The organism is Streptomyces sp. NPDC090077, assembly GCF_044747545.1.
Classification (GTDB): domain Bacteria; phylum Actinomycetota; class Actinomycetes; order Streptomycetales; family Streptomycetaceae; genus Streptomyces.
This window is the reverse complement of the sequence record NZ_JBIVEG010000001.1, coordinates 187,355-207,942: the sequence shown is the minus strand read 5'-3', so window position 1 is coordinate 207,942 and position 20,588 is coordinate 187,355. Positions and strand designations below refer to the sequence as shown.

Sequence of the window (20,588 nt, the reverse complement as noted above, 5' to 3'; positions counted from 1 at the left end):
GGTAGCGGAGGGCCCGTGCCCGACCGCGGGCCGGGTGGCCGGGCCGCGGACGCCCGCCGGACACCCCCGGGACGGTGCCTTTCGGAGCAGGCCGGGCCGGGCCAGCGCGCCCCGCCCCGGCAGGCCGGGCGGGACGTGCTTCCATGACCGGACGTGCCCCGCCCGGAACTCCCCCCACCGCCGACGGAAGGCGCCACGATGGCCGCGATCCTCTCCCCCACGACCCGTCACCCCGCGACCACCTCCTACGACATCGGCCTCCCCGTGCTGCGCCTGGTCCTCGGCGCGATCATGGCCGTGCACGGGACCCAGAAGCTCTTCGGATGGTTCGACGGCCCCGGCCTCAAGGGCACCGGCATCTTCTTCGCCAGGGCCGGCTATCCGGCGGGCGAGACCATGGCGGCGGTCGCCGGACTGACCGAGACCCTCGGCGGTCTCGGCCTGGTCCTCGGCCTGTTCACCCCGCTGGCCGCGGCGGCCGTCGTCGGCGTCATGATCAACGCCATCGCCGTCAAGTGGGCCGGCTCGGTGTTCGGCCCCGAAGGCGTCGAGTTCGAGTCCCTGATCGTCGCCGGGGCCGTCACCCTGGCCCTGACCGGGCCGGGCCGCTTCGCCCTGGACCGCTTCCTGCCGGTCCTGCGCGACCACCGGGCGGGCCACGGCCTCGCCGCCCTCGTCCTGGCGGTCGTACTCGCCGCCGTGGCGCTCCTGCTGCGGGACTGATCCGCCGGGCATCATGGCCGGGTGACGACGCGATCCGCCGACGGAACCGGACCAGGCCCGGGCGAGGAGCCCGTTCGGCTGCCCTACGCCGACCCGGCCTTCGTCGCCGACCCGTTCCCGCTGTACCGCAGGCTGTGCGAAGAGGCCCCCGTCCACCGGGCGGTCATCGCGGGCGGCCTGGACGCCTGGCTCGTCACCCGCTACGAGGACGGCCTGGAGGCCCTGTCGGACCCCCGCCTCAGCAGCGACGTGCGCGACGCCACGGACGCCCGCCTCCTGCGGCAACTGCCCGGAACGCAACGCGAGGCGATGCTCGGCAACATGCTCCGCAGCGACCCGCCCGACCACACCCGGCTGCGCCGCCTGGTCTCCCAGGCGTTCACCGCCCGCCGGGTGGCCGGGATGCGGCCCCGGATCCAGGCCGTCACCGACCGGCTGCTCGACGCGGTCGCCCCGGCGGGCAGCGCCGACCTCGTCGCCGACTTCGCGCTGCCGCTCCCCGTCACCGTGATCGGCGAACTGCTCGGCGTCCCGGTCGACGACCGCCACGACTTCCAGTACTGGACCGACCGCCTGACCACCCGCGGCGCCGAACCGCCCGACCCCGCCGTCATCGATGAGGCGTGGCGGCACATGCGCGACTACGTCACCGAGCTCATCCGGGACAAGCGGACGCACCCCGAGGACGACCTGCTCAGCGGCCTGATCACCGCACGGGACGAGGAACGGCGGCTGACCGAGGACGAACTGGTCTCCATGGTCTTCCTGCTGCTGGCCGCCGGCTACATCACCACCGTCAACCTGATCGCGGGCGGCCTCGCGATGCTCCTCGCCCACCCCGGCCAGCTCGGCCTGCTGCGCTCCGATCCGGCGCTGCTGCCGGGCGCGATCGAGGAGCTGCTGCGCTACGACGGCCCGGTCAGCCCCGGCATCGCCCGCTTCGCCCGCGAGGACGTGGAGATCGCGGGCGTACGCATCCCCCGCGGAGCGACCGTACTGATCGCCTCCGCCATCGCCGACCGGGACCCGCTCCGCTTCCCCGACCCGGACCGCCTGGACATCACCCGGCGGGACAACGCCCACCTGGCCTTCGGCCACGGCATCCACTACTGCCTGGGCGCACCGCTGGCCCGGCTCGAAGGCGAGATCGCCATCGGCACGGCCCTGCGCAGGCTCCCCGGACTCGCCCTCGCGGTACGCCCGGACGAGATCCCCTGGCGCCCCGGCGGCCTCCGCGGCCCCCTGGCCCTCCCGGTGTCCTTCACCCCGGCCCGCTAGACCGCCCGCCGGGACCGGCACCGGCCCCGCGGCCGGAGGTCCTCCACGCGCTCAACCCCGCCCCGCCCGACGGGGTCCTTCCCTGCGGAACGAGCCGACAGCCCGACCGCAAGGAGACGACATGACGTTACGGAAGACCGCACGGGCCGGAGCCCTGGGCCTCGCGGCGGCCGCCGTCGCCGCCACCGCCCTGGCGGGCCCCGCCCACGCCTCGCCGGAACCCGCCCCCGCCCAGGGACGGCACGCGGCGACCCAGCGCGCGATGGACGCCGACGTACGGGCCGGCACCCCCGGCATCACGGCGCAGGCGCGCGACGCCCACGGCGTCTGGCAGTCGGTCTCGGGCGTCGGGAACCGCTCCACCGGCACGCCGCGCGGCGCCGACGACCGGTTCCGCGTCGGCAGCATCACCAAGTCGTTCGTGGCGACCGTCCTGCTCCAGATGGAGTCGGAGGGCCGGCTCGACCTCGACGACAAGGTGGAGCGCCACCTCCCCGGCCTGGTGCGCGGCAACGGGAACGACGGCCGCGCGATCACCGTACGGCAGCTCCTCCACCACACCAGCGGCCTCTTCGACTACCTGGCCGACGAGCAGTACAACTCCACCTACCTCCGCGGCGAGGGATACCTCACGCACCGGTACGACACCCTGCCGCCCGAGAAGCACGTACGGGTGGCCCTGTCCCACCGGCCGCTGTTCCGGCCCGGCGAGCGGCACTCCTACTCCAACACCAACTACGTCCTGGCCGGGCTGATCATCGAGAAGGCGGGCGGGCGGACGTACGGGGCCGAGGTCCGCGACCGCATCATCCGGCCGCTGGGCCTGAAGGCCACCTCCAACCCCGGCAACGCCGTCCGCCTGCCCTCGCCCGCCGCCCGCCACTACTCCAAACTGTTCGAGACCGCCCCCGACCGGATCGACGACGTCACCGAGATGAACGGCTCCCAGGGCTGGGCCGACGGGGACGTCATCTCCACCACCGCTGACCTGAACCGCTTCTACCGCGCCCTGCTGCGCGGCGAACTGCTCCGCCCCGAGCAGCTCAGGGCCATGAAGACCACCGTCCCGGTCCCGGACCGCCCCGACATGGCCTACGGGCTCGGCATCACCCGGTTCCGCACCGGCTGCGGGACGACCCTGTGGGGTCACGGCGGCGGCATGGTGGGCTCGACCTCCCTCGCCGTCTCCACCGAGGACGCCCGCCACCAGCTCGCGTACAACCGCAACGGCGACTGGAACGGGGAGGCCATGCAGAAGATCATGGAGGCCGAGTACTGCCCCGAAGCCCCGCCGGCCGCCCCCTGATCCGCCCGTCGGAAATAATCCCCCGCGGCGATGTCGAGAACCCCGCAGCGGCTCCGTCTCCTGTAAGAACGCGACCGGAAGGGCTCGCGACAGCACCGCGGAGGAGAACCACCATGGCCAAGTACCTGCTGCTCAAGCACTACCGAGGAGCCCCGGCGGCGGTCAACGACGTACCGATGGACCAGTGGACGCCGCAGGAGATCTCGGACCACGTCCGGTACATGAACGACTTCGCCGCCCGGCTGGAGAAGACCGGCGAGTTCGTCGACGGCCAGGCCCTCGCTCCCGAGGGGACCTTCGTCCGCTACGACGGGGAGGGGCGCCCGCCGGTCACCGACGGGCCGTTCGCCGAGACCAAGGACCTCATCGCCGGCTGGATGGTCATCGACGTCGACAGCTACGCACGGGCCGTCGAGCTGGCCGGCGAACTGTCCGCCGCGCCCGGGGCGGGCGGCGAGCCGATCCACGAGTGGCTCGAACTGCGCCCCTTCCTGACCGAGCCGCCCACCATCACGGAGTGACCTGCGACATGCCCGGAGTGCCCGAGATGGACGAGGCCCTGCTCAGGAGCCTCACACCGGGCGTGCTCGCCGCCCTCGTCCGCCGCGGAGCCGACTTCGCGGCGGCCGAGGACGCCGTGCAGGACGCGCTGGTCGAGGCGGTCCGCGTCTGGCCCGCCGACCCCCCGCGCGACCCGAAGGGCTGGCTGGTCACCGTGGCCTGGCGGCGGTTCCTCGACGCGACCCGCGCCGACACCGCCCGCCGCAGGAGGGAGGACCTCGCGGGGCAGGAGCCCGCACCCGGCCCGTCGGCCGGCGCCGCCGACGACACGCTCCGGCTCTACTTCCTGTGCGCCCACCCGTCGCTGACGCCCTCGTCCGCGGTGGCCCTCACCCTGCGCGCCGTCGGCGGGCTCACCACCCGCCAGATCGCCCGGGCCTACCTCGTGCCCGAGGCGACGATGGCGCAGAGGATCAGCCGGGCCAAGCGCACCGTCTCGGGCGTACGGCTCGACCGGCCCGGCGACGTCGCGACCGTGCTGCGCGTCCTCTACCTGGTCTTCAACGAGGGCTACTCCGGGGACGTCGACCTCGCCGCCGAGGCCATCCGGCTCACCCGGCAGCTCGCGGCCGCGATCGACCACCCGGAGGCGGCCGGGCTGCTCGCCCTGATGCTGCTGCACCACGCCCGCCGCGCGGCCCGGACCGCGCCCGACGGCAGCCTGGTGCCGCTCGCCGAACAGGACCGCGGGCTCTGGGACACGCGGGCCGTCGCCGAGGGCGTCGGGATCCTCCAGCGGGCCCTCGCCCGGGACCGGCTGGGCGAGTTCCAGGCGCAGGCCGCCATCGCCGCGCTCCACGCGGACGCCCGCACCGCCGCGGAGACGGACTGGCCGCAGATCGTCGAGTGGTACGACGAGCTCGTCCGGCTGACCGGCAGCCCGGTCGTCAGGCTCAACCGGGCGGTGGCCCTCGGCGAGGCGGACGGCCCCCGCGCGGGCCTGGCGGCGCTCGCGGCGCTGGACGACGCGCTGCCCCGCCACACGGCGGTGGCGGCGTACCTCCACGAACGCGCCGGCGACCTCGGGGCGGCGGCCCTGCTGTACGCCGAAGCGGCCCGCAAGGCCCCCAACCTCGCCGAGCGGGACCACCTGACGCGCCAGGCCGCCCGGCTCAACGCCCGCGGCCGCCGCTGAGGTGTCCCGGGATACCCGCACGAGTGCTTTCCCGGCCCCGCCCGGGAGGGCGGGCGCCCGCCGGGGAACCCTTCCCGCACGCGGCGGACGCGGGAGCCGGGCCCGCCGGGCCCCGCCGGGCGACGGCGGGGGAGCGCACGGCTCCGGATGTGTAGGCACCACCGACCGCCTGTCCGGGCGGGCCCGCGGGTGCGAACCTGTCCACGCCGCTCGGCCGAGCGGGAGCGCCCACGGGCCCCCGATCGTGTGCGCCGCTGCCCGACGAACCGTCACAGAGGGAGCCCGCTGTATGCAGAAACGTTCACTCGATGGGCCGCGCACACGAGTGGTCCGGGGAATAGCCCTCGTGCTGGCCGCGGCCACCGCCCTCCTCGGGGCCGCCCCCCAGGCCGTCGCGGCGGCGCCCCCGGCCCCGCCCGTCCCCACCCTGTCCTGGGGCCCCTGCGCCGGCGCCGCCCCCGGCGACGCCTTCGAGTGCGCGACCGCCCGCGTCCCCCTGGACTACCGCGACCCGGCCGGGCGCACCCTCCCGCTCGCGGTCACCCGCAGGCTCGCGGCCGACCGGACCCACCGCACCGGCGTCCTGCTGCTCCACCCCGGCGGACCCGGCAACTCCGGTGTGGACTTCGCCCGCAACAGCTACGAGAACCTGCCCGCCTCCCTCCGCGACTCCTTCGACGTCGTCGGCTACGACATGCGCGGCGTGGGGCGCAGCGGACAGGTCGAGTGCTGGAACGACCAGGAGTACTCCGCCGCCGTCGACGCCGCACGCGGCGTACCCGGCCCCGGAGCCCTGCGCGAGGCGGTCCGCCAGGGACTGGACTTCGCCACCGCCTGCCGGCAGCGCGCCGCGGACCTCGCCCCGTACATCGGCACCGGATCCAACGCCCGGGACATCGACCTGCTCCGCCAGGCCCTCGGCGAGGAGCAGCTCACCTTCTACGGCCGCTCCTTCGGCAGCTACGTCGGCACCGTCTACGCCGCCCGGTTCCCCCGCCGCGTCCGCGCCATGGTCCTGGACGGCGCCTACGACCCGCGCACCTACGCCGACCTGCCCTACGCCTACGACGCCGCGCAGTTCACCGCCCTGGACGGGGCCGTGGACCGGTTCCTCGACTGGTGCGCCCGGGAACCCGTCCTGTGCGGCTTCGGCGACGGCCGGCCCCGCGAGGCCTTCGAGGAGCTCAAGCGGGTGCTGGACGCCGACCCGGTCGTCACCCCGAGCGGACGCCCCGCGAGCGGCTACACCCTCGCCTACCGCCTGATGTTCAACATCAACTCGGGCAAGGAGGTCTGGCCCTACCTGGGACAGGCCCTGCGGGCGGCCCAGGCGCGCCAGACCTCCTTCCTGCTCAACCCGCCCTCGCCCGGCTCCTTCGACTTCCTCAACGTCAACCTGGCCGTGGAGTGCGCCGACCGCGTCTACCCGAAGAGCCCGCTCCTGCTGGGCGCCCTGGTCGGCGCCGAAGCGGCCTCCGCACCGCGGCTGGGCCCCCCGATCGGCCTCGGCCCGCCCACCTACGACCACAACCACGCGACCACCTGCGCCCAGTGGCAGACGGAGCGCCCCAGCCGCTACGAGGGCTCCTACCGGGCGGCCGGCTCCGCCCCGATCCTGGTCCTCGGCACGACGGGCGACCCCGACACCCCGTACCAGGACGCCGTGGCCCTCGCCCGGACGCTCGACAACGGCCGCCTGCTGACGTTCGACGCCGAAGGGCACACCGCGTACAACCGCAGCGCGTGCGCCAGCGCCCTGGCCACGCGGTACCTCGCCACCCTGGAGCTGCCCGCCCGGGGCACCGTCTGCGCGGACGAGGCCCCGCCGGAGCCGCCGGGCCTGCGCACCGCGGGCATCGAGGCCGACGAGACCCGCGACGTGATCCCCGCGCTGCGCTGACCGCCCGGCCGCCGCGCGGCGCCCCGGCCGGTCACGGGCCGGGGCCCCGCGCGGTTAGGCTCACCCCATGACTGTGCTCGTATACGAAGACTTCGGCACCGGCCGCCACCGCGAGGCCTCGCTGATCAGGCACGCCCTGGGCAGCGTCCACGACGAGGAGCTCGTGGCCGGCCTCGCCGGGGGCATCGGCTTCATGTACTTCGTCTTCGAGTACCAGGGGCGCCTGCCCATCCTCACGATCGTGGCCCAGGCCCACCCCGAGCCCTGGGTGCAGGTCGCCCTCGGCCGCCTCGGCGTCCCGTACGAGGCCACCCGCGCGATGAACCCCCGCTGGGGCCGGGTCCGCGCCGCGCTCGACGCCGGGCAGCCCGCGTTCTGCGTGGTCGACCGCTCCTCCCTGCCCTGGCACGCGTCCGACCCGGACGCCGAGATGACCGGCACCGACCCGTACACCGTCGTCATCGCCGGGTACGACGGCGACGACCTGCTGATCGAGGACGGCGCCGAGACCCCGTACCGGATCGACCGCGAGGAGTTCGGCGCCGCCTGGACCGCCCACCGCAAGGGCCGCCACCAGCTGATCGTCCCCACCGGGCCCGCCGAGGGCGAGCCGGACGTGGACGGGGCGATCGCCTCCACCGTCACGCACCTCACCGGCCCGGTGCTCGGCAACCAGTTCGACGTGAACTTCGGCTTCAGCGGGATGGAGAAGTTCGCCGCCCAGCTGCGCGACGCCACCACCAAGGCGGGCTGGGAGCGCCGGTTCGGCAGCTCGCCCGAGGCGCTGCGGGCCGGCACCGGGCGGCTGTACGCCTGCCTGGAGGAGGAGTGGACCGCCCCGGGCGCGACCCGGCCGCTGTACGCCGATTTCCTGGACCTGGCCGGCCGCCCGGACGCCGCCGGACTCTTCCGGGAGTCGGCCGGGCACTGGGCGGAGCTGGCCCTGCTGGCCCGGGACGCCGACCCGCAGGCCGGTGCGCCGGAGCGGCGGGCGCTGTTCGACGCGTGTGCGGAGCGCGTGGACCGCTGCCTGGAGCTGGAACGCGAGGCGGTCCGGGCGCTGCAGAAGTAGCGCCCCGGGGCCCGGACGCGGCCGGGCCCCTCAGGCCCCGAGCTCCTTGCGGATCAGCTCGTACGAACGGACCCGGTCGCGGAAGTCGTAGACGGGCGTGGTCAGCATCAGCTCGTCCGCGCCCGTCTCGCCGGCCAGCTGCGCGAGCCGGCGCACGACGGTGCCGGGGGTGCCGACGGCCTGCTGGGCGCGGAAACCGGCCAGGGCCGCCAGCTCCTGCGGGGTGAAGGGGTGCGCGGCCGCCTCCTCGGGCGTGGGGAAGGGCAGGTCGCTGATGCCCTTGAGCAGCCCCGCCTTGACGACGTTCATCGGCGCGCCGCGCCACTGGGCCTCCTCCTCCGTCTCCGCGCACACCGTCTCCACGCACAGCAGCACCCGGGGCCGGGCGCACCAGCGCGAAGGGACGAACCCGGCCCGGTACCGCTCCAGGACCGCGCGGGTGTTCTCCGGCCGGATGTGGTGGGCGACGGCGACCGGCAGGCCGAGCTCCGCCGCGAGCCCGGCCCCGGCGGGGCTGGACGCCAGCAGCCACGGCTCCGGCAGCGGGCCGAGCGCGACCTCCTCCACGAGGAAGGACAGGACCGCGGCCACGTCCTCCCGGTACTCGGCGTCCGTGGTGGGCCCCGCCCCGCGGCGCAGGGCGCGCGCGATGCCCTCGTCGAAGGTGCCGGGGCCGCGGCCGACGCCGAGGTCGATGCGGTCCTCGTGCAGGGCCGCCAGGGTCCCGAACTGCTCGGCCAGCGTGAGCGGTGCGTGGTTGGGGGCCAGCACGCCGCCCGAGCCCAGCCGGATCACCGAGGTGGAGGCCGCGGCGTGCGCGGTCAGCACGACCGGCGGGAACGCCCCGATCGCGGGGGAGTGGTGGTGCTCGGCGTACCAGACCCGGTGGTAGCCCAGCCGTTCCAGCTCCTGCGCGAAGGCCGCGGTGTCCCGCAGGGTGTCCACGGCGCGGGTGCCGGTCTGGACCATCGCGACTTCGAGCGCGGAGAGCGGTATGTCGATCATGCCGCCAGCATAGGGACCGGCGGCCCGGGCGAGCGCCGCGACGATCCCTTTTGCGCCACCGGAGGCGGTTGACAGGGGGCGCACCCCTGCCCCACCCTTTCACTACTCCACTAGTGAAAGGGTGATGCTGTCGTGCTGGAGTACCGCATCGACCGGCGCAGCGGCATCGCCACGTACCTGCAGATCGTCCAGCAGACCAAACAGGCCCTGCGCCTGGGCCTGTTGGAACCCGGCGACAAGCTGCCGGCCGCGCGCGAGGTCGTCGAGGCCACCGCCATCAACCCCAACACCGTCCTCAAGGCCTACCGCGAACTGGAACGCGAGGGGCTCGTCGAGGCGAAGCGGGGGATGGGCACCTTCATCCGGAAGTCCCTGGGCGGCGCCCCGGCGGACTCCCCGTTCCACGAGGAGCTCGACGGCTGGGCGCGCAGGGCGCGGGCCGCCGGGATGGAACGGGACGACGTGGCCGCGCTCTTCGCATCCGTACTGGACCAACACTTCAAGGGGGACGGCGACGCATGACGGACACCGTGATCGAGGCGGAAGGCCTCGGGCTGCGCTACGGCCGCAAGGGGGCGTGGGCACTGCGCGACTGCACCTTCCGGCTGCCCGAAGGCCGGATCTGCGCACTCGTCGGCCCCAACGGGGCCGGCAAGTCCAGCCTGCTGGCCCTCGCCGCCGGGCTCGTGCTCCCCACCGAGGGAGCCCTGCGGACGGCGCCGCGCGCCGAACTGGCCTACGTCGGCCAGGACAAGCCCCTCTACCCGCAGCTCACCGTCGACGAGACCCTGGGCCTGGGCCGCGAACTCAACCCCGGCCGCTGGGACCCGGAGACGGCCGAGCGGATCGTGGACGCCGGCGGCCTCTCCCGGCGGGCCCGGATCCGTACGCTCTCCGGCGGCCAGCGCACCCGCGTCGCCCTGGCCCTCGCCCTCGGCAAGCGGCCCTCCCTGCTCCTCCTCGACGAGCCGATGGCCGACCTCGACCCGCTCGCCCGGCACCAGCTCATGGGCGCGCTGATGGCCGACGCCGCCGAACACGGCACCTCCGTGGTGATGTCCTCGCACATCCTCACCGAGCTGGAGGGCGCCTGCGACCACCTGCTGCTCGCCGACGGCGGCCGCATCCGCCTCTCCGGGCCCATCGACGAGGTCACCGCCGCCCACCGGCTGCTCACCGGCCCGGCCGCCGCCTCCGCCGAACTCGCCCGCCACACCGTCGTCGAGAGCCGTACGACGGGGCGTACGCTCACGGCCCTCGTCCGGCCGGGAGGACCCGTCGACGGCCGGACCTGGCAGACGGACAGCCCCTCCCTGGAAGAGCTCCTCCTCGCCCACCTGCGTTCCCCCGACGCCCCGCCGTTCACCACCGCGGGGGTGCGGGCATGAGCGCGCCGGTGCTGAAGGGCCCGTACTGGGCCACGGTCCGCCAGCACCGCGGCGTGCTGCGGGCGCTGCCCGTCCTCGTGGCCGCCGGTCTGGCCGCGGTGGCCGCCCTGCGCGTCTGGGCCGGCGACCCGGGCTCCGAGGGGCCCTTCGTCTTCCCGACCCGTGCCCACAACCTGCTGCGGCTCTGCATGGAGTACGCCGGCACTGCCCTGCTCCTGCTGCCACTGCTGGTCGGGGCCTTCGTGGCCGGCCCGATGACCGCGCGCGAACTGGAGAGCGGGACCTGGCGGTTCGCCCTCACCCAGTCGACCACGCCCAGGGCCTGGCTCGGCGCGAAGGTCCTCGTCGCCGGACTGGCCTCGGCCCTCGGGGCGGCCGCGCTGGTACTGGTCTACCGCCTGGGCTGGACGCGGGTGTCGAGCACCTGGCAGCTCACCCGGTTCGACCGGGGCCCGTACGAGGCCACCGGACCGGTGCTGATCGGCTACTGCCTGCTCGGCGTCGCCGTCGGGGTCCTGGTCGGACAGCTCGTCCGGCGCACGGTCGCGGCCATGGCGGTCGCGGGCCTGCTCACCGGAGCGGTGCTGGCCGGGACCGGCTCCCTGCGGTGGTCGTTCCTGCCCGTGGAGACCAACACCGTCCCCTTCGCCGGGAACCCGGCGAAGCTGATGCCGCCCGATTCCCTGCTGGTGGACATGGGGCTGCTCACGGGCTCGGGGGAGCGACTGCCCAACCAGGCCTGCTTCGCCCGGACCCGGGACATGGGTGTCTGCCCGGCGGACCTGGACGTCACGGCCCGGTACGCGGACTTCCACCCGACGTCCCACTACTGGCCGACGCAGCTGATCGAGACCTCCCTGGTCCTCGCCCTGGCCGCCGCCGCCCTGTACGCGGCGTTCCGGGTGCTGCGCACCCGGCGCGGCTGAGGTACTAGGGGGCGGACGCCCCCTAGAGCCCCGCTCCACCGGTCGCGTCGACGACGCGACCGGTGACCCAGCGTCCGGCGTCCGAGGCGAGGAAGGCGACGACCTCCGCGATGTCCTCGGGCTGCCCCACCCGGCCGAGTGCGGCGAGCGAGGCCGCGTGTGCCTCGGCCTCCGGATTGCCGCGCAGCCAGCCGGCGTTGACGTCGGTGTCGACGATGCCGGGGGCGACCGAGTTCACGGTGACGCCCCGGGGGCCCAGGGCCTTGGCGAGGTTCAGCGTCAGCGTGTCGAGGGCGCCCTTCGTCGCCCCGTAGGCCAGGATCTCGGGCATCGCGAGCCGGGCGGCCCCGCTGGAGATGTTGACGATCCGGCCGCCGTCGCGCAGCCTGCCCAGGGCCTCCTGCACCACGAAGAACGGGGCCCGGACGTTGACCGCGAAGACCCGGTCGAAGCCCTCCTCGGTGACCTCGCCCAGTGGGGAGGGCAGCCCGATGCCCGCGTTGTTCACGATGATGTCGACGCCGTCCAGGCCGAGTCCGTCGTACGCGGCCCAGAGCGCGGCCGCGTCCCCGTGCCGGCCGAGCTCGGCCCGCAGCGCGAAGGCCCGGCCCCCACCCCCGGTGATCCGCTCGACGGTTTCCCGTGCGGCGGCCCCGTCGCTCGCGTAGGTCAGTACGACCGTGACACCGTCCGCCGCCAGCCGCTCGGCGATGGCCCGGCCGATTCCCCGACTGCCGCCGGTGACGAGCGCGTTCTTGCCCATGAGGAGCTCCCTTATTTCTGTAGTGATCGTTACATAAAAAACGTAACACAAGATCCAGAACACCCGCAACGCCCGCCGCGGGCCGTTAGGATCCGGCCATGCCGATCACGCCGATACCCGTCCTCCGAGGCGCCAAGCGCACCGATCTCCGAGCCGACGGGGGCGAGTTGGTCCTGCGGCGGGCGGGCCGGGAGCACCGCATCCCCTACGAGGCCGTCGCCCTGGTCCACACCGAGCGGCGGGCCGTCGAGGTCCGCCTCCGGGCGCCCGAAGGGACCCCGCCCGCCGTCTACCGCGTCGAGGGGGTCAGCGCGGCCGCGGCGGCCGCCTTCGCCCGCGCCGTCCACGCGGCGCTCCCGCCGGTCCCCGCGGGCTCCGCCGCCGTGGACGGCGCCGCCCTGGTCACCACCGGCCCCGCCGAGCGCGAGCCGCTCACCCCGAGGGAGGCCTTCGGCCGGCGGGTGAGGCGGATGGTGTGGATCTCCGTCCTCGCGATCGCCGCGATGAGCGTGCTCGTCTCGTTCGTCACGCACCCGGTGATGATGATCTTCGTCTGGCTCACGGGCGGCGTCGGCTTCGCGTTCGCCTGCGCGGTCCTCCTCCTGCTGCCCGCGGTCACCGAGCGCTGGAGACTGCCCCGGCACGGCATCACGGTGACGGCCGAATACGCCCACAGCTCGGCGGAGCCGACCCTCTACCTGTACGGGGACCTGGAGGGCAACACCCGCACCTACTACGACACCAGCGGCCGCCTCCGCCTGGAGGTCAGCTACGACCCGGCCGACCCCTCCCGCGTGGTCCGCGCCGACGGCAAGGGCCGCCGCCTCCAGGCGGCCGTCCTCGCCTCCGCGGCCGCGATCGCCGCCCTGGCCCTCCTCTCCTTCCTGGCGACGCCCTTCATGCCCGTCTAGGACCCGCCCGGACCTGGGGAAATCGGCGTGCGCCGCCCCGCCGGAGCTGCCACAGTCGCCGTCGTGACCCTGATGAACGTGCTCCTCGACTTCGCCGCGACCGGACGGCTCGGCCCGCTGTACCGCGGCATGTCCCTCGCCGAAGCCGAGGAGCTCCTCGGCCCGGGCCGCCCGCATCCGCAGATCCTCATGAAGGGGCCGGACTTCGACGGGTACCCGTATGTCTGGGACGGGCTGGAGCTGGAGTCCACCCGGCGCCACGTCAGCTGCATCACGATCCGGCTCCGCCCCGGTTCGGCGGTCAGGCTGCCGTCGCCCGTACTGCCGGACGCCGGGGCGTACGCGGCCACCGTGCCGCGCGAGGACTTCCTCGCCGCCCTCGACGCCGCCGGCTGCCGGCACGTGCCCGACCCGCTCCTGACCTGCGACGAACAGTCGGCCGTCGTCACCCGGCCCGCCGGCGTCCACCTGCTCTTCGCCCGGCCGGACCGGGACGCGGACGTCCCGGACCGCAGCCGCTTCCACCTCGACCTCCTCTACGGGTAGGCCGGGTGACTGCGGGTCAGGGGCGGGGTGCGCCCCGGGCCGCAGGAGATGAACGCCCGGCGCGGCGAGGAGGTGGACGGGGCCTTCCCCGGCCTCCTCCCCGCCCTTGGTGGGCCGGCGCCCACCGCGCTGACCCCCGACGCGGGCTCAGAGGCCGCGGCGGAGCCGGTCCGCGATCAGGGAGACCGCGAGCATCGCGGTCATGACGCCCACCGCCAGCGTGAGGGTGCCCGCCACGCCGCCCGCCATCGCCCAGCCGTTGCCGAGCAGCAGCGCGGTGCCGCCTGCCAGGGCGAGCGCGGCGTACCGGCGGTCGTGCAGGCGGCCGAAGCGGCGGGCCAGGACGTAGCAGGCCGCGATCAGCGCGGCGAAGGTGACCGACCCGGCGGCGAAGTGGGCGTAGCTGTGCCAGGTGAGCGCGGACGGGGGCCCGTACGGAGTGCCCGCCGGGAAGCCGTCGGCCGGGTCCATGACGAACACCCCCGCCAGCACCATGCCGATGCCGGCTGCCCCCACCAGCCGTGGCACCCAGGTCCCTCCGGGGGTGCCGTGCAGGGCCTCGCGCAGGCCGGTCGACCCGATGACGAGCAGGGTGCCGACGGCCAGGAAGTTCGCGATCTGGAGCCAGCCGAGCGAGCCGTTGCTCAGTGCGCTCAGCGGGTGGCGGGTGATGTCGAAGCCCTCGCGGGTGGCGGCCTGGGTGAGGGCCACGACCGTCCACAACGGTGTCGCCGCGACGGCGCACACGAGCCTCGTGCGGGCCGTGGTGCGGGCGGTGCGGGCGGTGTGCGTGGTGTGCGTGGTGGTGGTGCTCATACGTCTGTCCTCCGGGATCGGTGTGCGGTGCTCGCTGCTCGGTGACACGTCGATCCGGCGATGTGACAGGTAACGCGCCGCATTCCCTGTCACATCGGCCCGTTCGACGTGTGGGTGGACACCGGCACCCGACGACGAGACGAGGACCCCGTGCGCTACCTGATGACGACCCGGCCTTCCGACACCGCCCCCGACGAGCACCTGTACGCCGAGATGAGCCGGTTCATCGAGGAGCTGTCGGCGGCCGGCGTACTGCTGGCCACCGGCGGCCTCGAACTGGGCGGAGTCCTGGTCGCCTCGGTCGGCGACGAGATCACGGTGACCGACGGACCGTTCGCCGAGGCCAAGGAGGCCGTCGCCGGCTTCGCGCTGATCGAGGTCCGGTCCAGGGAGGAGGCCGTCGAACTGGCCCGCCGGTTCCGCAGGATCGTCGGCGACGGCGAGAGCGTGGTCCAGCAGGTCTTCGGCCCCTGAGCCACCCGGCGCCCCGGAGCCCCGGGGCGCCGCCGTCCCGGACGCCCCTTGCGGGACGGCAGCGGCGCGTGCTGTGATCAGCCGGTGCCGGATGTCCATCGCACGGTGGACGCGGTCTGGAAGCTCGAGTCGGCGAGGATCATCGCCGGGCTGACGCGGATGGTGCGCGACGTCGGCCTCGCCGAGGAGCTGGCCCAGGACGCGCTCGTCGCCGCCCTCGAACAGTGGCCCGTCCAGGGCGTCCCGGACAACCCGGGAGCCTGGCTGACCACGACGGCCAAGCGCCGCGCCGTCGACCGCATACGCCGCTCCGAGCGGCTGACCCGCACACAGGAGCAGCTCGCCCACGCGCTGGACCAGCGCCAGGGCCTCGAACCCGGCCCGGGAACGGACGCCGGACAGGACGACGTCCTGCGGCTGATGCTCATCTCCTGCCACCCCGCCCTGCCGACCCGGGCGAGGGCCGCACTGACCCTCCGTCTCCTCGGCGGCCTGACGGCCGAGGAGATCGCGCGGGCCTTCCTCGCCACCCCGTCGGAGATCACCCGGCGGATGGCCGCCGCCAAGCGGACGCTGGCCGAGCAGCGCGTGCCGTTCGACCTCCCCGAAGGCCCGGAACTGGCCGGCCGCCTCGCCTCCGTGCGGGAGGTGGTCTACCTGATCTTCAACGAGGGCTACGCCGCCACCACCGGCGACGACCTGATGCGCCCCGGACTCTGCCTCGAAGCACTCCGGCTGGGCCGGCTCCTGGCGGAGCTGGCACCGCAGGAGGCCGAATCGCACGCGCTGGTCGCGCTGATGGAGATCCAGGCCTCCCGCTCGGCCGCGCGCACCGGGCCCCGCGGTGAACCCGTCCAGCTGCACGAACAGAACCGTGGCCGCTGGGACCAGCTGCTCATCCGCCGCGGCTTCACCGCCATGCTGCGCGCCCGGCAGGCCGGCGGCCCGCCGGGCCCCTACCTCCTGCAAGCGGCGATCGCCGTGTGCCACGCCCAGGCGCGCACCGCCGAGGAGACGGACTGGACGCGCATCGCCGGCTTGTACGGGGCACTGGAGGAGCTGCTGCCGACACCGGTCGTCCGGCTCAACCGGGCCGTCGCGCTCGCGATGGCGCACGGGCCCCGGGCCGGGCTCGACCTGGCAGACACCCTCACCGCCGACCCCGCGCTGCGCGACTACCACCTCCTGCCCAGCGTCAGGGGAGACCTGCTGGCCCGTCTGGAGCGGTACGGGGAGGCCCGGCTGGAGTTCCAGCGGGCGGCCGCCCTCACCGGGAACGCCGCCGAGCGCGCCTTCCTGCTCCGGCGCGCCGACGGGCTCGCCGCTGCCACCGGCCCGGCCCTCCCGCCCGGACCCACCCTGGGCCAGGCCGCCCACGGGTTCCTGACCCGCGGCGGTCCGGACGCCTCGACCGTGCACTCCTACGGGCAGACCCTGCGCAGGCTCCGCCTGGACCTCGGAGACCAGCGGCCGCTCGCCTCCGTGACGGCCGAGCAGGTGGCGGCCGCCTTCGCGACGGCCTGGAGCGGTACCGCCCCCGCGACCTGGAACCGGCACCGCTCCGCCGTCCGCTCCTTCGCCGCCTGGGCCTCCCGCGCCGACCTCGCGGCCGGCGTGGAACGCCGTACCGGGAACCCCGCCGCCGGGGCCCGCCCCCGGACGCCCGCGCTGGACCCCGCACAGCTCGACGCGCTCTGGAGCCGCCCGGACCTCCCGCTGCGCGAACGCACCCTGTGGCTGCTCCTGCACGAGTCGGCCGCGCCCGTGACGACGGTCCTGGCACTGGACGCCGAGGACCTGGACCTGGACGACCGCCGTTCCCGCCCGGCCGGACCCGCCCGCTCCCGGGTGAGCTGGCGCTCCGGGACCGCCGCCCTCCTGCCCCGGCTGCTGGCCGGCCGCGCCCGGGGCCCGGTGTTCCTCTCGGACCGCCGGCCCGGCCCCGCCCGGACCCCCGGGCCCGCCGACCTGTGCCCGGAAACGGGCCGCCGCCGCCTGTCCTACGAGCGGGCCGAGTACCTCTTCAAGCAGGCCACCAGGACCCTGGACCCGGCGGGCGACGGCTACACCCTGCGCCGGCTCAGGGGCACCCGGCGCCCCTGACGGGCGGTCCCCCGCTTCGGCCGGTCGGGCGCCTCCCCGGGGCGCACCCGGCGAGCTGCGCGGGCCGGGGCGTCCGACGGGGCCAGGCTCGGACGACGTCCCGTTCGGCTCGGTGGGGAGGCAGCCCATGCCCGGTCCTCGGCCCGGCCCGCCCCGACGTGCTCCGCAGGGGTACCGGGCCTACCTGATCGCGGTGCCGGCCGGGGCCCTGGTGGGGCTGGTCGGCGGCGCGTTCCGCTGGTGCCTGGAACGCGCCGCCGAGCTGCGCGGCAGGCTGCTGGAGGCCGCCGACGCACTCGGCGGCGCGGGCTGGCTGATCCCCGTCGCGCTCGCCGCCACCGGCGCGGCCGTGGCCTGCGCGATCGCCCGGCTGGTCCCGCACGCCGAGGGCAGCGGCATCCAGCACGTGGAGGCCGTCTGGCGGGAGGAGGCCGCCCCGGGCAGCCCCCGGTCGCTCTGGCTGCTCCCCGCGAAGTTCCTCGGCGGCCTCATCGCCATCGGCTCCGGCCTGGTGCTCGGCCGGGAGGGCCCGATCGTCCACATGGGTGCGTCGATCGGATCCGGGGCGGGCCGCCTCACCCGCCTGGACCCCGAGGACACCCGGCAGCTGCACACCGCGCTCAGCGGTGCCGGCCTGGCCGCGGCCTTCACCGCACCCCTCGGCGGGCTGCTGTTCGTCTGCGAGGAGGTGACCCGCACGGTCCGGCCCCGCCTGGTGCTGCTCACCTTCGCCGGCACGGCCTCGGCGCTCGCCTGCTCCCGCCTCCTGGTGGGCGACGCGCCGGTCTTCCCGGTCGCGCAGGCGCCGGTGCCGCCGGTGTGGACCCTGCCCCTCTTCCTGCTGTGCGGCGCGGTGGCCGGGGTCCTCGGCGCGGCCTACAGCGGCCTCGTCGTGGGGACCCTGGCCGTGTGTGACCGGCTCACCCGGGTGCCGCCGGTGGTCCGCGCCGCCGTCATCGGGGCCGTCGTCGGCCTGCTCATGGCGTACGACCCGCTGCTGGCCGGGGGCGGCGACCCGCTCAGCGAGAGCCTGCTGGCGGGCGGCGCACCCGCGGTGGCGGTACTGGCGGGCTGCTTCGCCGTCCGCTTCGCGGCGGGCCCGCTCAGTTACGCGGCCGCCACCCCGGGCGGCCTGTTCGCCCCGCTGCTGGCCCTGGGCGCCCTGTGGGGGACCTTCACGCACGCGGTCACCGCCCCGCTGCTGCCGTCCGGGGCGCCCGGCCCGGGGGCGTTCGCGGCCGTCGGGATGGCCGCCCTGTTCGCCGGCGTCGTACGGGCGCCGCTCACCGGGGTCGTGCTGGTGCTGGAGATGACCGGCGCCGCCCCGCTCGTCCTCCCGCTCCTGGTCGCATGCTTCGCCGCGACGCTGACCGCGGACGCGCTGCGGAGCGAGCCCGTCTACGACGCCCTGCGGCGGCGGATGCTGGAGCGGCCCTGAGCCGGCCGGGGGTGGTCATCGCCCGAATTCGACCCCGGGCTCGTGGACTGAGCCCCCGGGTCCGCGGGGGCGCCGAACCACCGCGCCAGTGCGCCGGACAGCTCACGGGGGTCCTCGCCGGCCCACGCGACGTGCCCGTCCGGACGCAGCAGGACCGCCGGCACGTCCAGTTCGGCGCTGCCGTCCACGACGTGGTCGACCCGGTCCGCCCAGCCCGCGGCCGGGAGCCGGCCGGTCCGGTCGAGCAGCAGCCCGCGTCCGCGGTGCATCAGCCCGTAGAGACGGCCCCGCTCCAGGCGCACGTCCCGCAGCCTCCGGCCGAGCAGTTCGTGGCCCTCGCCGAAGTCGTAGCGGACCCCGATCGCGGTGATCTTCTCGATCAGGCGGCGGTTGACCTCCTCGAACTCCGCCAGTTCGGCCAGCAGCCGGTGCACCGCCCGGGGGCCCGGCTCGGTGGACATCAGCTCCATCTGCGCACGGGTGTTGTCGAGCACGTCGGCCGCGACCGGGTGCCGCTCGGCGTGGTAGCTGTCCAGCAGTCCTTCCGGGGCCCAGCCGGCCACCTCGGCGGCGAGCTTCCAGCCGAGGTTGAACGCGTCCTGGAGGCCGAGGTTGAGCCCCTGACCGCCCGTCGGCGGATGGATGTGCGCCGCGTCGCCGGCCAGCAGCACCCGGCCCGTCCGGTACCGCTCGGCGAGCCGTGTCGCGTCGCCGAAGCGGGAGATCCAGCGCGGCGAGTGCACCCCGAAGTCGGTGCCGGCGTACGCCGTCAGCTGCCGCCGGAGCTCGTCGAGGGTCGGGGGGACCGTACGGTCCTCGGCCACCCCCTCGGCGGGCACGACGATCCGGTACAGCCCGTCCCCCTCGGGGATCGCGCCGAACCGCGTCTGGGTCTTGCGGACTTCGGCGACCACGGCGGCCAGCGTCTGCGGCGACGCGGTCAGTTCCACGTCCGCGAGCAGCGTCTCGACCCTGCTGGGCTCGCCGGGGAAGCCGACGCCCAGCAGCCCGCGGACGGTACTGCGGCCGCCGTCACAGCCGACGAGGTAGCGCGAGCGCAACTGCGTCCCGTCGGCCAGTCCCACGCTCACCCCCTCCTCGTCCTGACGGAGTCCGACGAGTTCGCTGCCGCGCCGGATCTCCACGCCGAGCTCGGTGGCGTACCCGGTGAGCAGGCGCTCCGTGACCGCCTGCGGGATGGCGAGCACATAGGAATGGGTGGTGTCGAGCCCGTCGGGCCACGACCTGCCGATACCGGCGAAGAAGCCGCCCACCGTGAACTTCTCCCCGTGGGCCAGGAACGGCTCCACCAGGCCGCGCTGGTCCATGAGCTCGATGCTGCGCGCGTGGAGGCCGCGGGCACGGGCCTCGCGGGGCCGCTCCGTCTCCTTCTCGAGGACGAGCACGCCCACTCCGTGCAGCCGCAGTTCGCGGGCCAGCATCAGGCCGGTCGGTCCGCAGCCCGCAATGATCACGTCAATCATGAAATACGCCCGTTCAACGAGATTTATTCGCAGGTTCTGGATTCGGCCGCCCATTCTGCGACGGGCCCGGGGTCTTGCCGCAAGCCCCCCGGTGCGCTATAAGTTGAGAGTGGCGAGGAGCGCGTGACTCCTTGCCTTTTCCTTTGTGTCGCCGTCCCGCCGGTGCAGTGGCGTTTCGCCAGGTGAACGCATTAGCCCACGTGGGTGAGTTCCCCCCTCGGGCCCTGTCCCCGCCCACCCGCGGGTCGTTACAAACGGAACGTGATCAAGGCCGGGCCCGCGCGGGCGCGGTGGTCACCGCCGATACAGCGACGGAAAGAAAGACGGCTTTTCCATGAACGACCGCCTGCGGTACCTCGCCGCGACCCTGGCAACCGGAGTCACCCTGGCGCTCACCGCCGGTGCTCCCGCCGACGCGCGTCCCAGCGGGGTCGACAGTCAATGCGGGAAGTACATCTGCGTGATGACCGCCCACCACAACCGCTTCGTGCAGGACATCACCGTCCAGACCAAGGACGGCCTGCCGGGCACGCTGCGGTCCTACTGGGGCAACTTCCACGGCCCCAAGGTGAACGCCGCCTCCCACCGGTGGGCGGTGGGCTACGAACAGGCCGGGGCGAAGCTCGTCTGCGGCGGCCTGGAGCGGGACGGCCGCACCATCGAGGACGGCATCTGCGTCACCATCTGACCCCGCCCCGCCACCCCCGAAGCCGCCGGCCGGCCTCCAAACGCCCCCGGCGGCACCCCCGCGGGATCCCG

The 20,588-nt window shown here is 74.9% G+C and carries 20 protein-coding genes; 16 read left to right on the top strand and 4 right to left on the bottom strand.

The window, feature by feature from the left end:
• The first annotated feature begins 198 nt into the window (after positions 1–198).
• From ACIPW5_RS00935 to ACIPW5_RS00905, 7 genes are all read left to right on the top strand, one after another.
• A complete protein-coding gene (locus ACIPW5_RS00935) occupies positions 199–723 on the top strand; it encodes a DoxX family protein (RefSeq protein WP_401238492.1) in 525 nt (174 codons plus the stop codon).
• A gap of 21 nt (positions 724–744) precedes the next feature.
• Positions 745–2,001, top strand: coding sequence for a cytochrome P450 (locus ACIPW5_RS00930; RefSeq protein ID WP_401238489.1), 1,257 nt, complete (start codon positions 745–747; stop codon positions 1,999–2,001).
• 121 nt (positions 2,002–2,122) lie between these two features.
• Entirely contained in the window at positions 2,123–3,307 is a 1,185-nt protein-coding gene (locus ACIPW5_RS00925; protein ID WP_401238486.1) for a serine hydrolase domain-containing protein, read from the top strand.
• Positions 3,308–3,420: 113 nt separating this feature from the next.
• Positions 3,421–3,828, top strand: a complete 408-nt coding sequence (locus tag ACIPW5_RS00920; protein WP_401238484.1) for a YciI family protein — start codon at positions 3,421–3,423, stop codon at positions 3,826–3,828.
• 26 nt (positions 3,829–3,854) lie between these two features.
• Positions 3,855–5,003, top strand: coding sequence for an RNA polymerase sigma factor (locus ACIPW5_RS00915; RefSeq protein WP_401240043.1), 1,149 nt, complete (start codon positions 3,855–3,857; stop codon positions 5,001–5,003).
• A gap of 289 nt (positions 5,004–5,292) precedes the next feature.
• The gene (locus tag ACIPW5_RS00910) at positions 5,293–6,903 is read left to right on the top strand and encodes an alpha/beta hydrolase (protein ID WP_401238481.1); all 1,611 of its coding nucleotides are present in this window, start codon (positions 5,293–5,295) and stop codon (positions 6,901–6,903) included.
• Positions 6,904–6,970: 67 nt separating this feature from the next.
• On the top strand, positions 6,971–7,975 hold the full coding sequence (locus ACIPW5_RS00905; protein WP_401238479.1) for a BtrH N-terminal domain-containing protein: 1,005 nt from the start codon (positions 6,971–6,973) through the stop codon (positions 7,973–7,975).
• A gap of 30 nt (positions 7,976–8,005) precedes the next feature.
• Here ACIPW5_RS00905 and ACIPW5_RS00900 read toward each other — a convergent pair whose 3' ends face one another.
• Entirely contained in the window at positions 8,006–8,980 is a 975-nt protein-coding gene (locus ACIPW5_RS00900; RefSeq protein ID WP_401238476.1) for an LLM class flavin-dependent oxidoreductase, read from the bottom strand.
• A 132-nt stretch (positions 8,981–9,112) separates the two neighbouring features.
• Here ACIPW5_RS00900 and ACIPW5_RS00895 point away from each other — a divergent pair, with 132 nt between their 5' ends.
• Genes ACIPW5_RS00895 through ACIPW5_RS00885 form a run of 3 tightly spaced genes read left to right on the top strand, consistent with a single transcriptional unit; the run spans position 9,113 to position 11,294 of the window.
• Complete coding sequence (locus ACIPW5_RS00895) at positions 9,113–9,502, top strand: GntR family transcriptional regulator (RefSeq protein WP_401238473.1); 390 nt, start codon at positions 9,113–9,115, stop codon at positions 9,500–9,502.
• Positions 9,499–10,368 carry an ATP-binding cassette domain-containing protein gene (locus ACIPW5_RS00890; RefSeq protein ID WP_401238471.1) on the top strand — a complete coding sequence of 290 codons (870 nt, stop codon included), beginning with the start codon at positions 9,499–9,501 and terminating at the stop codon, positions 10,366–10,368. Before ACIPW5_RS00895 ends, ACIPW5_RS00890 begins: the two co-directional genes overlap by 4 nt.
• Positions 10,365–11,294: an ABC transporter permease gene (locus ACIPW5_RS00885; RefSeq protein WP_401238468.1), complete on the top strand. Its 930-nt coding sequence runs from the start codon at positions 10,365–10,367 to the stop codon at positions 11,292–11,294. The genes ACIPW5_RS00890 and ACIPW5_RS00885 overlap by 4 nt, the downstream gene beginning before the upstream one ends.
• Before the next feature lie 22 nt (positions 11,295–11,316).
• Here ACIPW5_RS00885 and ACIPW5_RS00880 read toward each other — a convergent pair whose 3' ends face one another.
• Positions 11,317–12,057, bottom strand: a complete 741-nt coding sequence (locus tag ACIPW5_RS00880; RefSeq protein WP_401238466.1) for an SDR family oxidoreductase — start codon at positions 12,055–12,057, stop codon at positions 11,317–11,319.
• Between the two features lie 98 nt (positions 12,058–12,155).
• Between ACIPW5_RS00880 and ACIPW5_RS00875 the strand changes: the two genes are divergently transcribed.
• Both ACIPW5_RS00875 and ACIPW5_RS00870 read left to right on the top strand, forming a co-directional pair.
• Positions 12,156–12,968 carry a hypothetical protein gene (locus ACIPW5_RS00875; RefSeq protein WP_401238463.1) on the top strand — a complete coding sequence of 271 codons (813 nt, stop codon included), beginning with the start codon at positions 12,156–12,158 and terminating at the stop codon, positions 12,966–12,968.
• A 72-nt stretch (positions 12,969–13,040) separates the two neighbouring features.
• Positions 13,041–13,514: a hypothetical protein gene (locus ACIPW5_RS00870; protein WP_401240041.1), complete on the top strand. Its 474-nt coding sequence runs from the start codon at positions 13,041–13,043 to the stop codon at positions 13,512–13,514.
• A gap of 147 nt (positions 13,515–13,661) precedes the next feature.
• Here the strand turns inward: ACIPW5_RS00870 and ACIPW5_RS00865 are convergent, their stop codons facing one another.
• A complete protein-coding gene (locus ACIPW5_RS00865; protein WP_401238461.1) occupies positions 13,662–14,330 on the bottom strand; it encodes a DUF998 domain-containing protein in 669 nt (222 codons plus the stop codon).
• A 150-nt stretch (positions 14,331–14,480) separates the two neighbouring features.
• Here ACIPW5_RS00865 and ACIPW5_RS00860 point away from each other — a divergent pair, with 150 nt between their 5' ends.
• From ACIPW5_RS00860 to ACIPW5_RS00850, 3 genes are all read left to right on the top strand, one after another.
• Positions 14,481–14,804, top strand: a complete 324-nt coding sequence (locus ACIPW5_RS00860; RefSeq protein WP_401240038.1) for a YciI family protein — start codon at positions 14,481–14,483, stop codon at positions 14,802–14,804.
• An 84-nt stretch (positions 14,805–14,888) separates the two neighbouring features.
• Positions 14,889–16,907 carry a sigma-70 family RNA polymerase sigma factor gene (locus tag ACIPW5_RS00855; protein WP_401238458.1) on the top strand — a complete coding sequence of 673 codons (2,019 nt, stop codon included), beginning with the start codon at positions 14,889–14,891 and terminating at the stop codon, positions 16,905–16,907.
• Between the two features lie 127 nt (positions 16,908–17,034).
• Positions 17,035–18,345: a ClC family H(+)/Cl(-) exchange transporter gene (locus ACIPW5_RS00850; protein ID WP_401238455.1), complete on the top strand. Its 1,311-nt coding sequence runs from the start codon at positions 17,035–17,037 to the stop codon at positions 18,343–18,345.
• Here the strand turns inward: ACIPW5_RS00850 and rox are convergent.
• A complete protein-coding gene (gene rox, locus ACIPW5_RS00845) occupies positions 18,306–19,829 on the bottom strand; it encodes a rifampin monooxygenase (protein ID WP_401238452.1) in 1,524 nt (507 codons plus the stop codon). The two genes, ACIPW5_RS00850 and rox, sit on opposite strands and share 40 nt — an antisense overlap.
• Positions 19,830–20,163: 334 nt before the next feature.
• Here rox and ACIPW5_RS00840 point away from each other — a divergent pair, with 334 nt between their 5' ends.
• Positions 20,164–20,517 (top strand): hypothetical protein, encoded by a 354-nt coding sequence (locus tag ACIPW5_RS00840; protein ID WP_401238450.1) that lies wholly within the window; start codon positions 20,164–20,166, stop codon positions 20,515–20,517.
• Positions 20,518–20,588 lie beyond the last annotated feature (71 nt).

Bases quoted from the DNA above. Each gene is read 5' to 3' on its own strand.
- ACIPW5_RS00935 (WP_401238492.1), top strand. From the start codon at position 199: ATGGCCGCGATCCTCTCCCCCACGACCCGTCACCCCGCGACCACCTCC.
- ACIPW5_RS00925 (WP_401238486.1), top strand. From the start codon at position 2,123: ATGACGTTACGGAAGACCGCACGGGCCGGAGCCCTGGGCCTCGCGGCG.
- ACIPW5_RS00920 (WP_401238484.1), top strand. From the start codon at position 3,421: ATGGCCAAGTACCTGCTGCTCAAGCACTACCGAGGAGCCCCGGCGGCG.
- ACIPW5_RS00915 (WP_401240043.1), top strand. From the start codon at position 3,855: ATGGACGAGGCCCTGCTCAGGAGCCTCACACCGGGCGTGCTCGCCGCC.
- ACIPW5_RS00910 (WP_401238481.1), top strand. From the start codon at position 5,293: ATGCAGAAACGTTCACTCGATGGGCCGCGCACACGAGTGGTCCGGGGA.
- ACIPW5_RS00905 (WP_401238479.1), top strand. From the start codon at position 6,971: ATGACTGTGCTCGTATACGAAGACTTCGGCACCGGCCGCCACCGCGAG.
- ACIPW5_RS00900 (WP_401238476.1), bottom strand. From the start codon at position 8,980: ATGATCGACATACCGCTCTCCGCGCTCGAAGTCGCGATGGTCCAGACC.
- ACIPW5_RS00890 (WP_401238471.1), top strand. From the start codon at position 9,499: ATGACGGACACCGTGATCGAGGCGGAAGGCCTCGGGCTGCGCTACGGC.
- ACIPW5_RS00885 (WP_401238468.1), top strand. From the start codon at position 10,365: ATGAGCGCGCCGGTGCTGAAGGGCCCGTACTGGGCCACGGTCCGCCAG.
- ACIPW5_RS00880 (WP_401238466.1), bottom strand. From the start codon at position 12,057: ATGGGCAAGAACGCGCTCGTCACCGGCGGCAGTCGGGGAATCGGCCGG.
- ACIPW5_RS00875 (WP_401238463.1), top strand. From the start codon at position 12,156: ATGCCGATCACGCCGATACCCGTCCTCCGAGGCGCCAAGCGCACCGAT.
- ACIPW5_RS00870 (WP_401240041.1), top strand. From the start codon at position 13,041: ATGAACGTGCTCCTCGACTTCGCCGCGACCGGACGGCTCGGCCCGCTG.
- ACIPW5_RS00865 (WP_401238461.1), bottom strand. From the start codon at position 14,330: ATGAGCACCACCACCACGCACACCACGCACACCGCCCGCACCGCCCGC.
- ACIPW5_RS00850 (WP_401238455.1), top strand. From the start codon at position 17,035: ATGCCCGGTCCTCGGCCCGGCCCGCCCCGACGTGCTCCGCAGGGGTAC.
- rox (WP_401238452.1), bottom strand. From the start codon at position 19,829: ATGATTGACGTGATCATTGCGGGCTGCGGACCGACCGGCCTGATGCTG.
- ACIPW5_RS00840 (WP_401238450.1), top strand. From the start codon at position 20,164: ATGAACGACCGCCTGCGGTACCTCGCCGCGACCCTGGCAACCGGAGTC.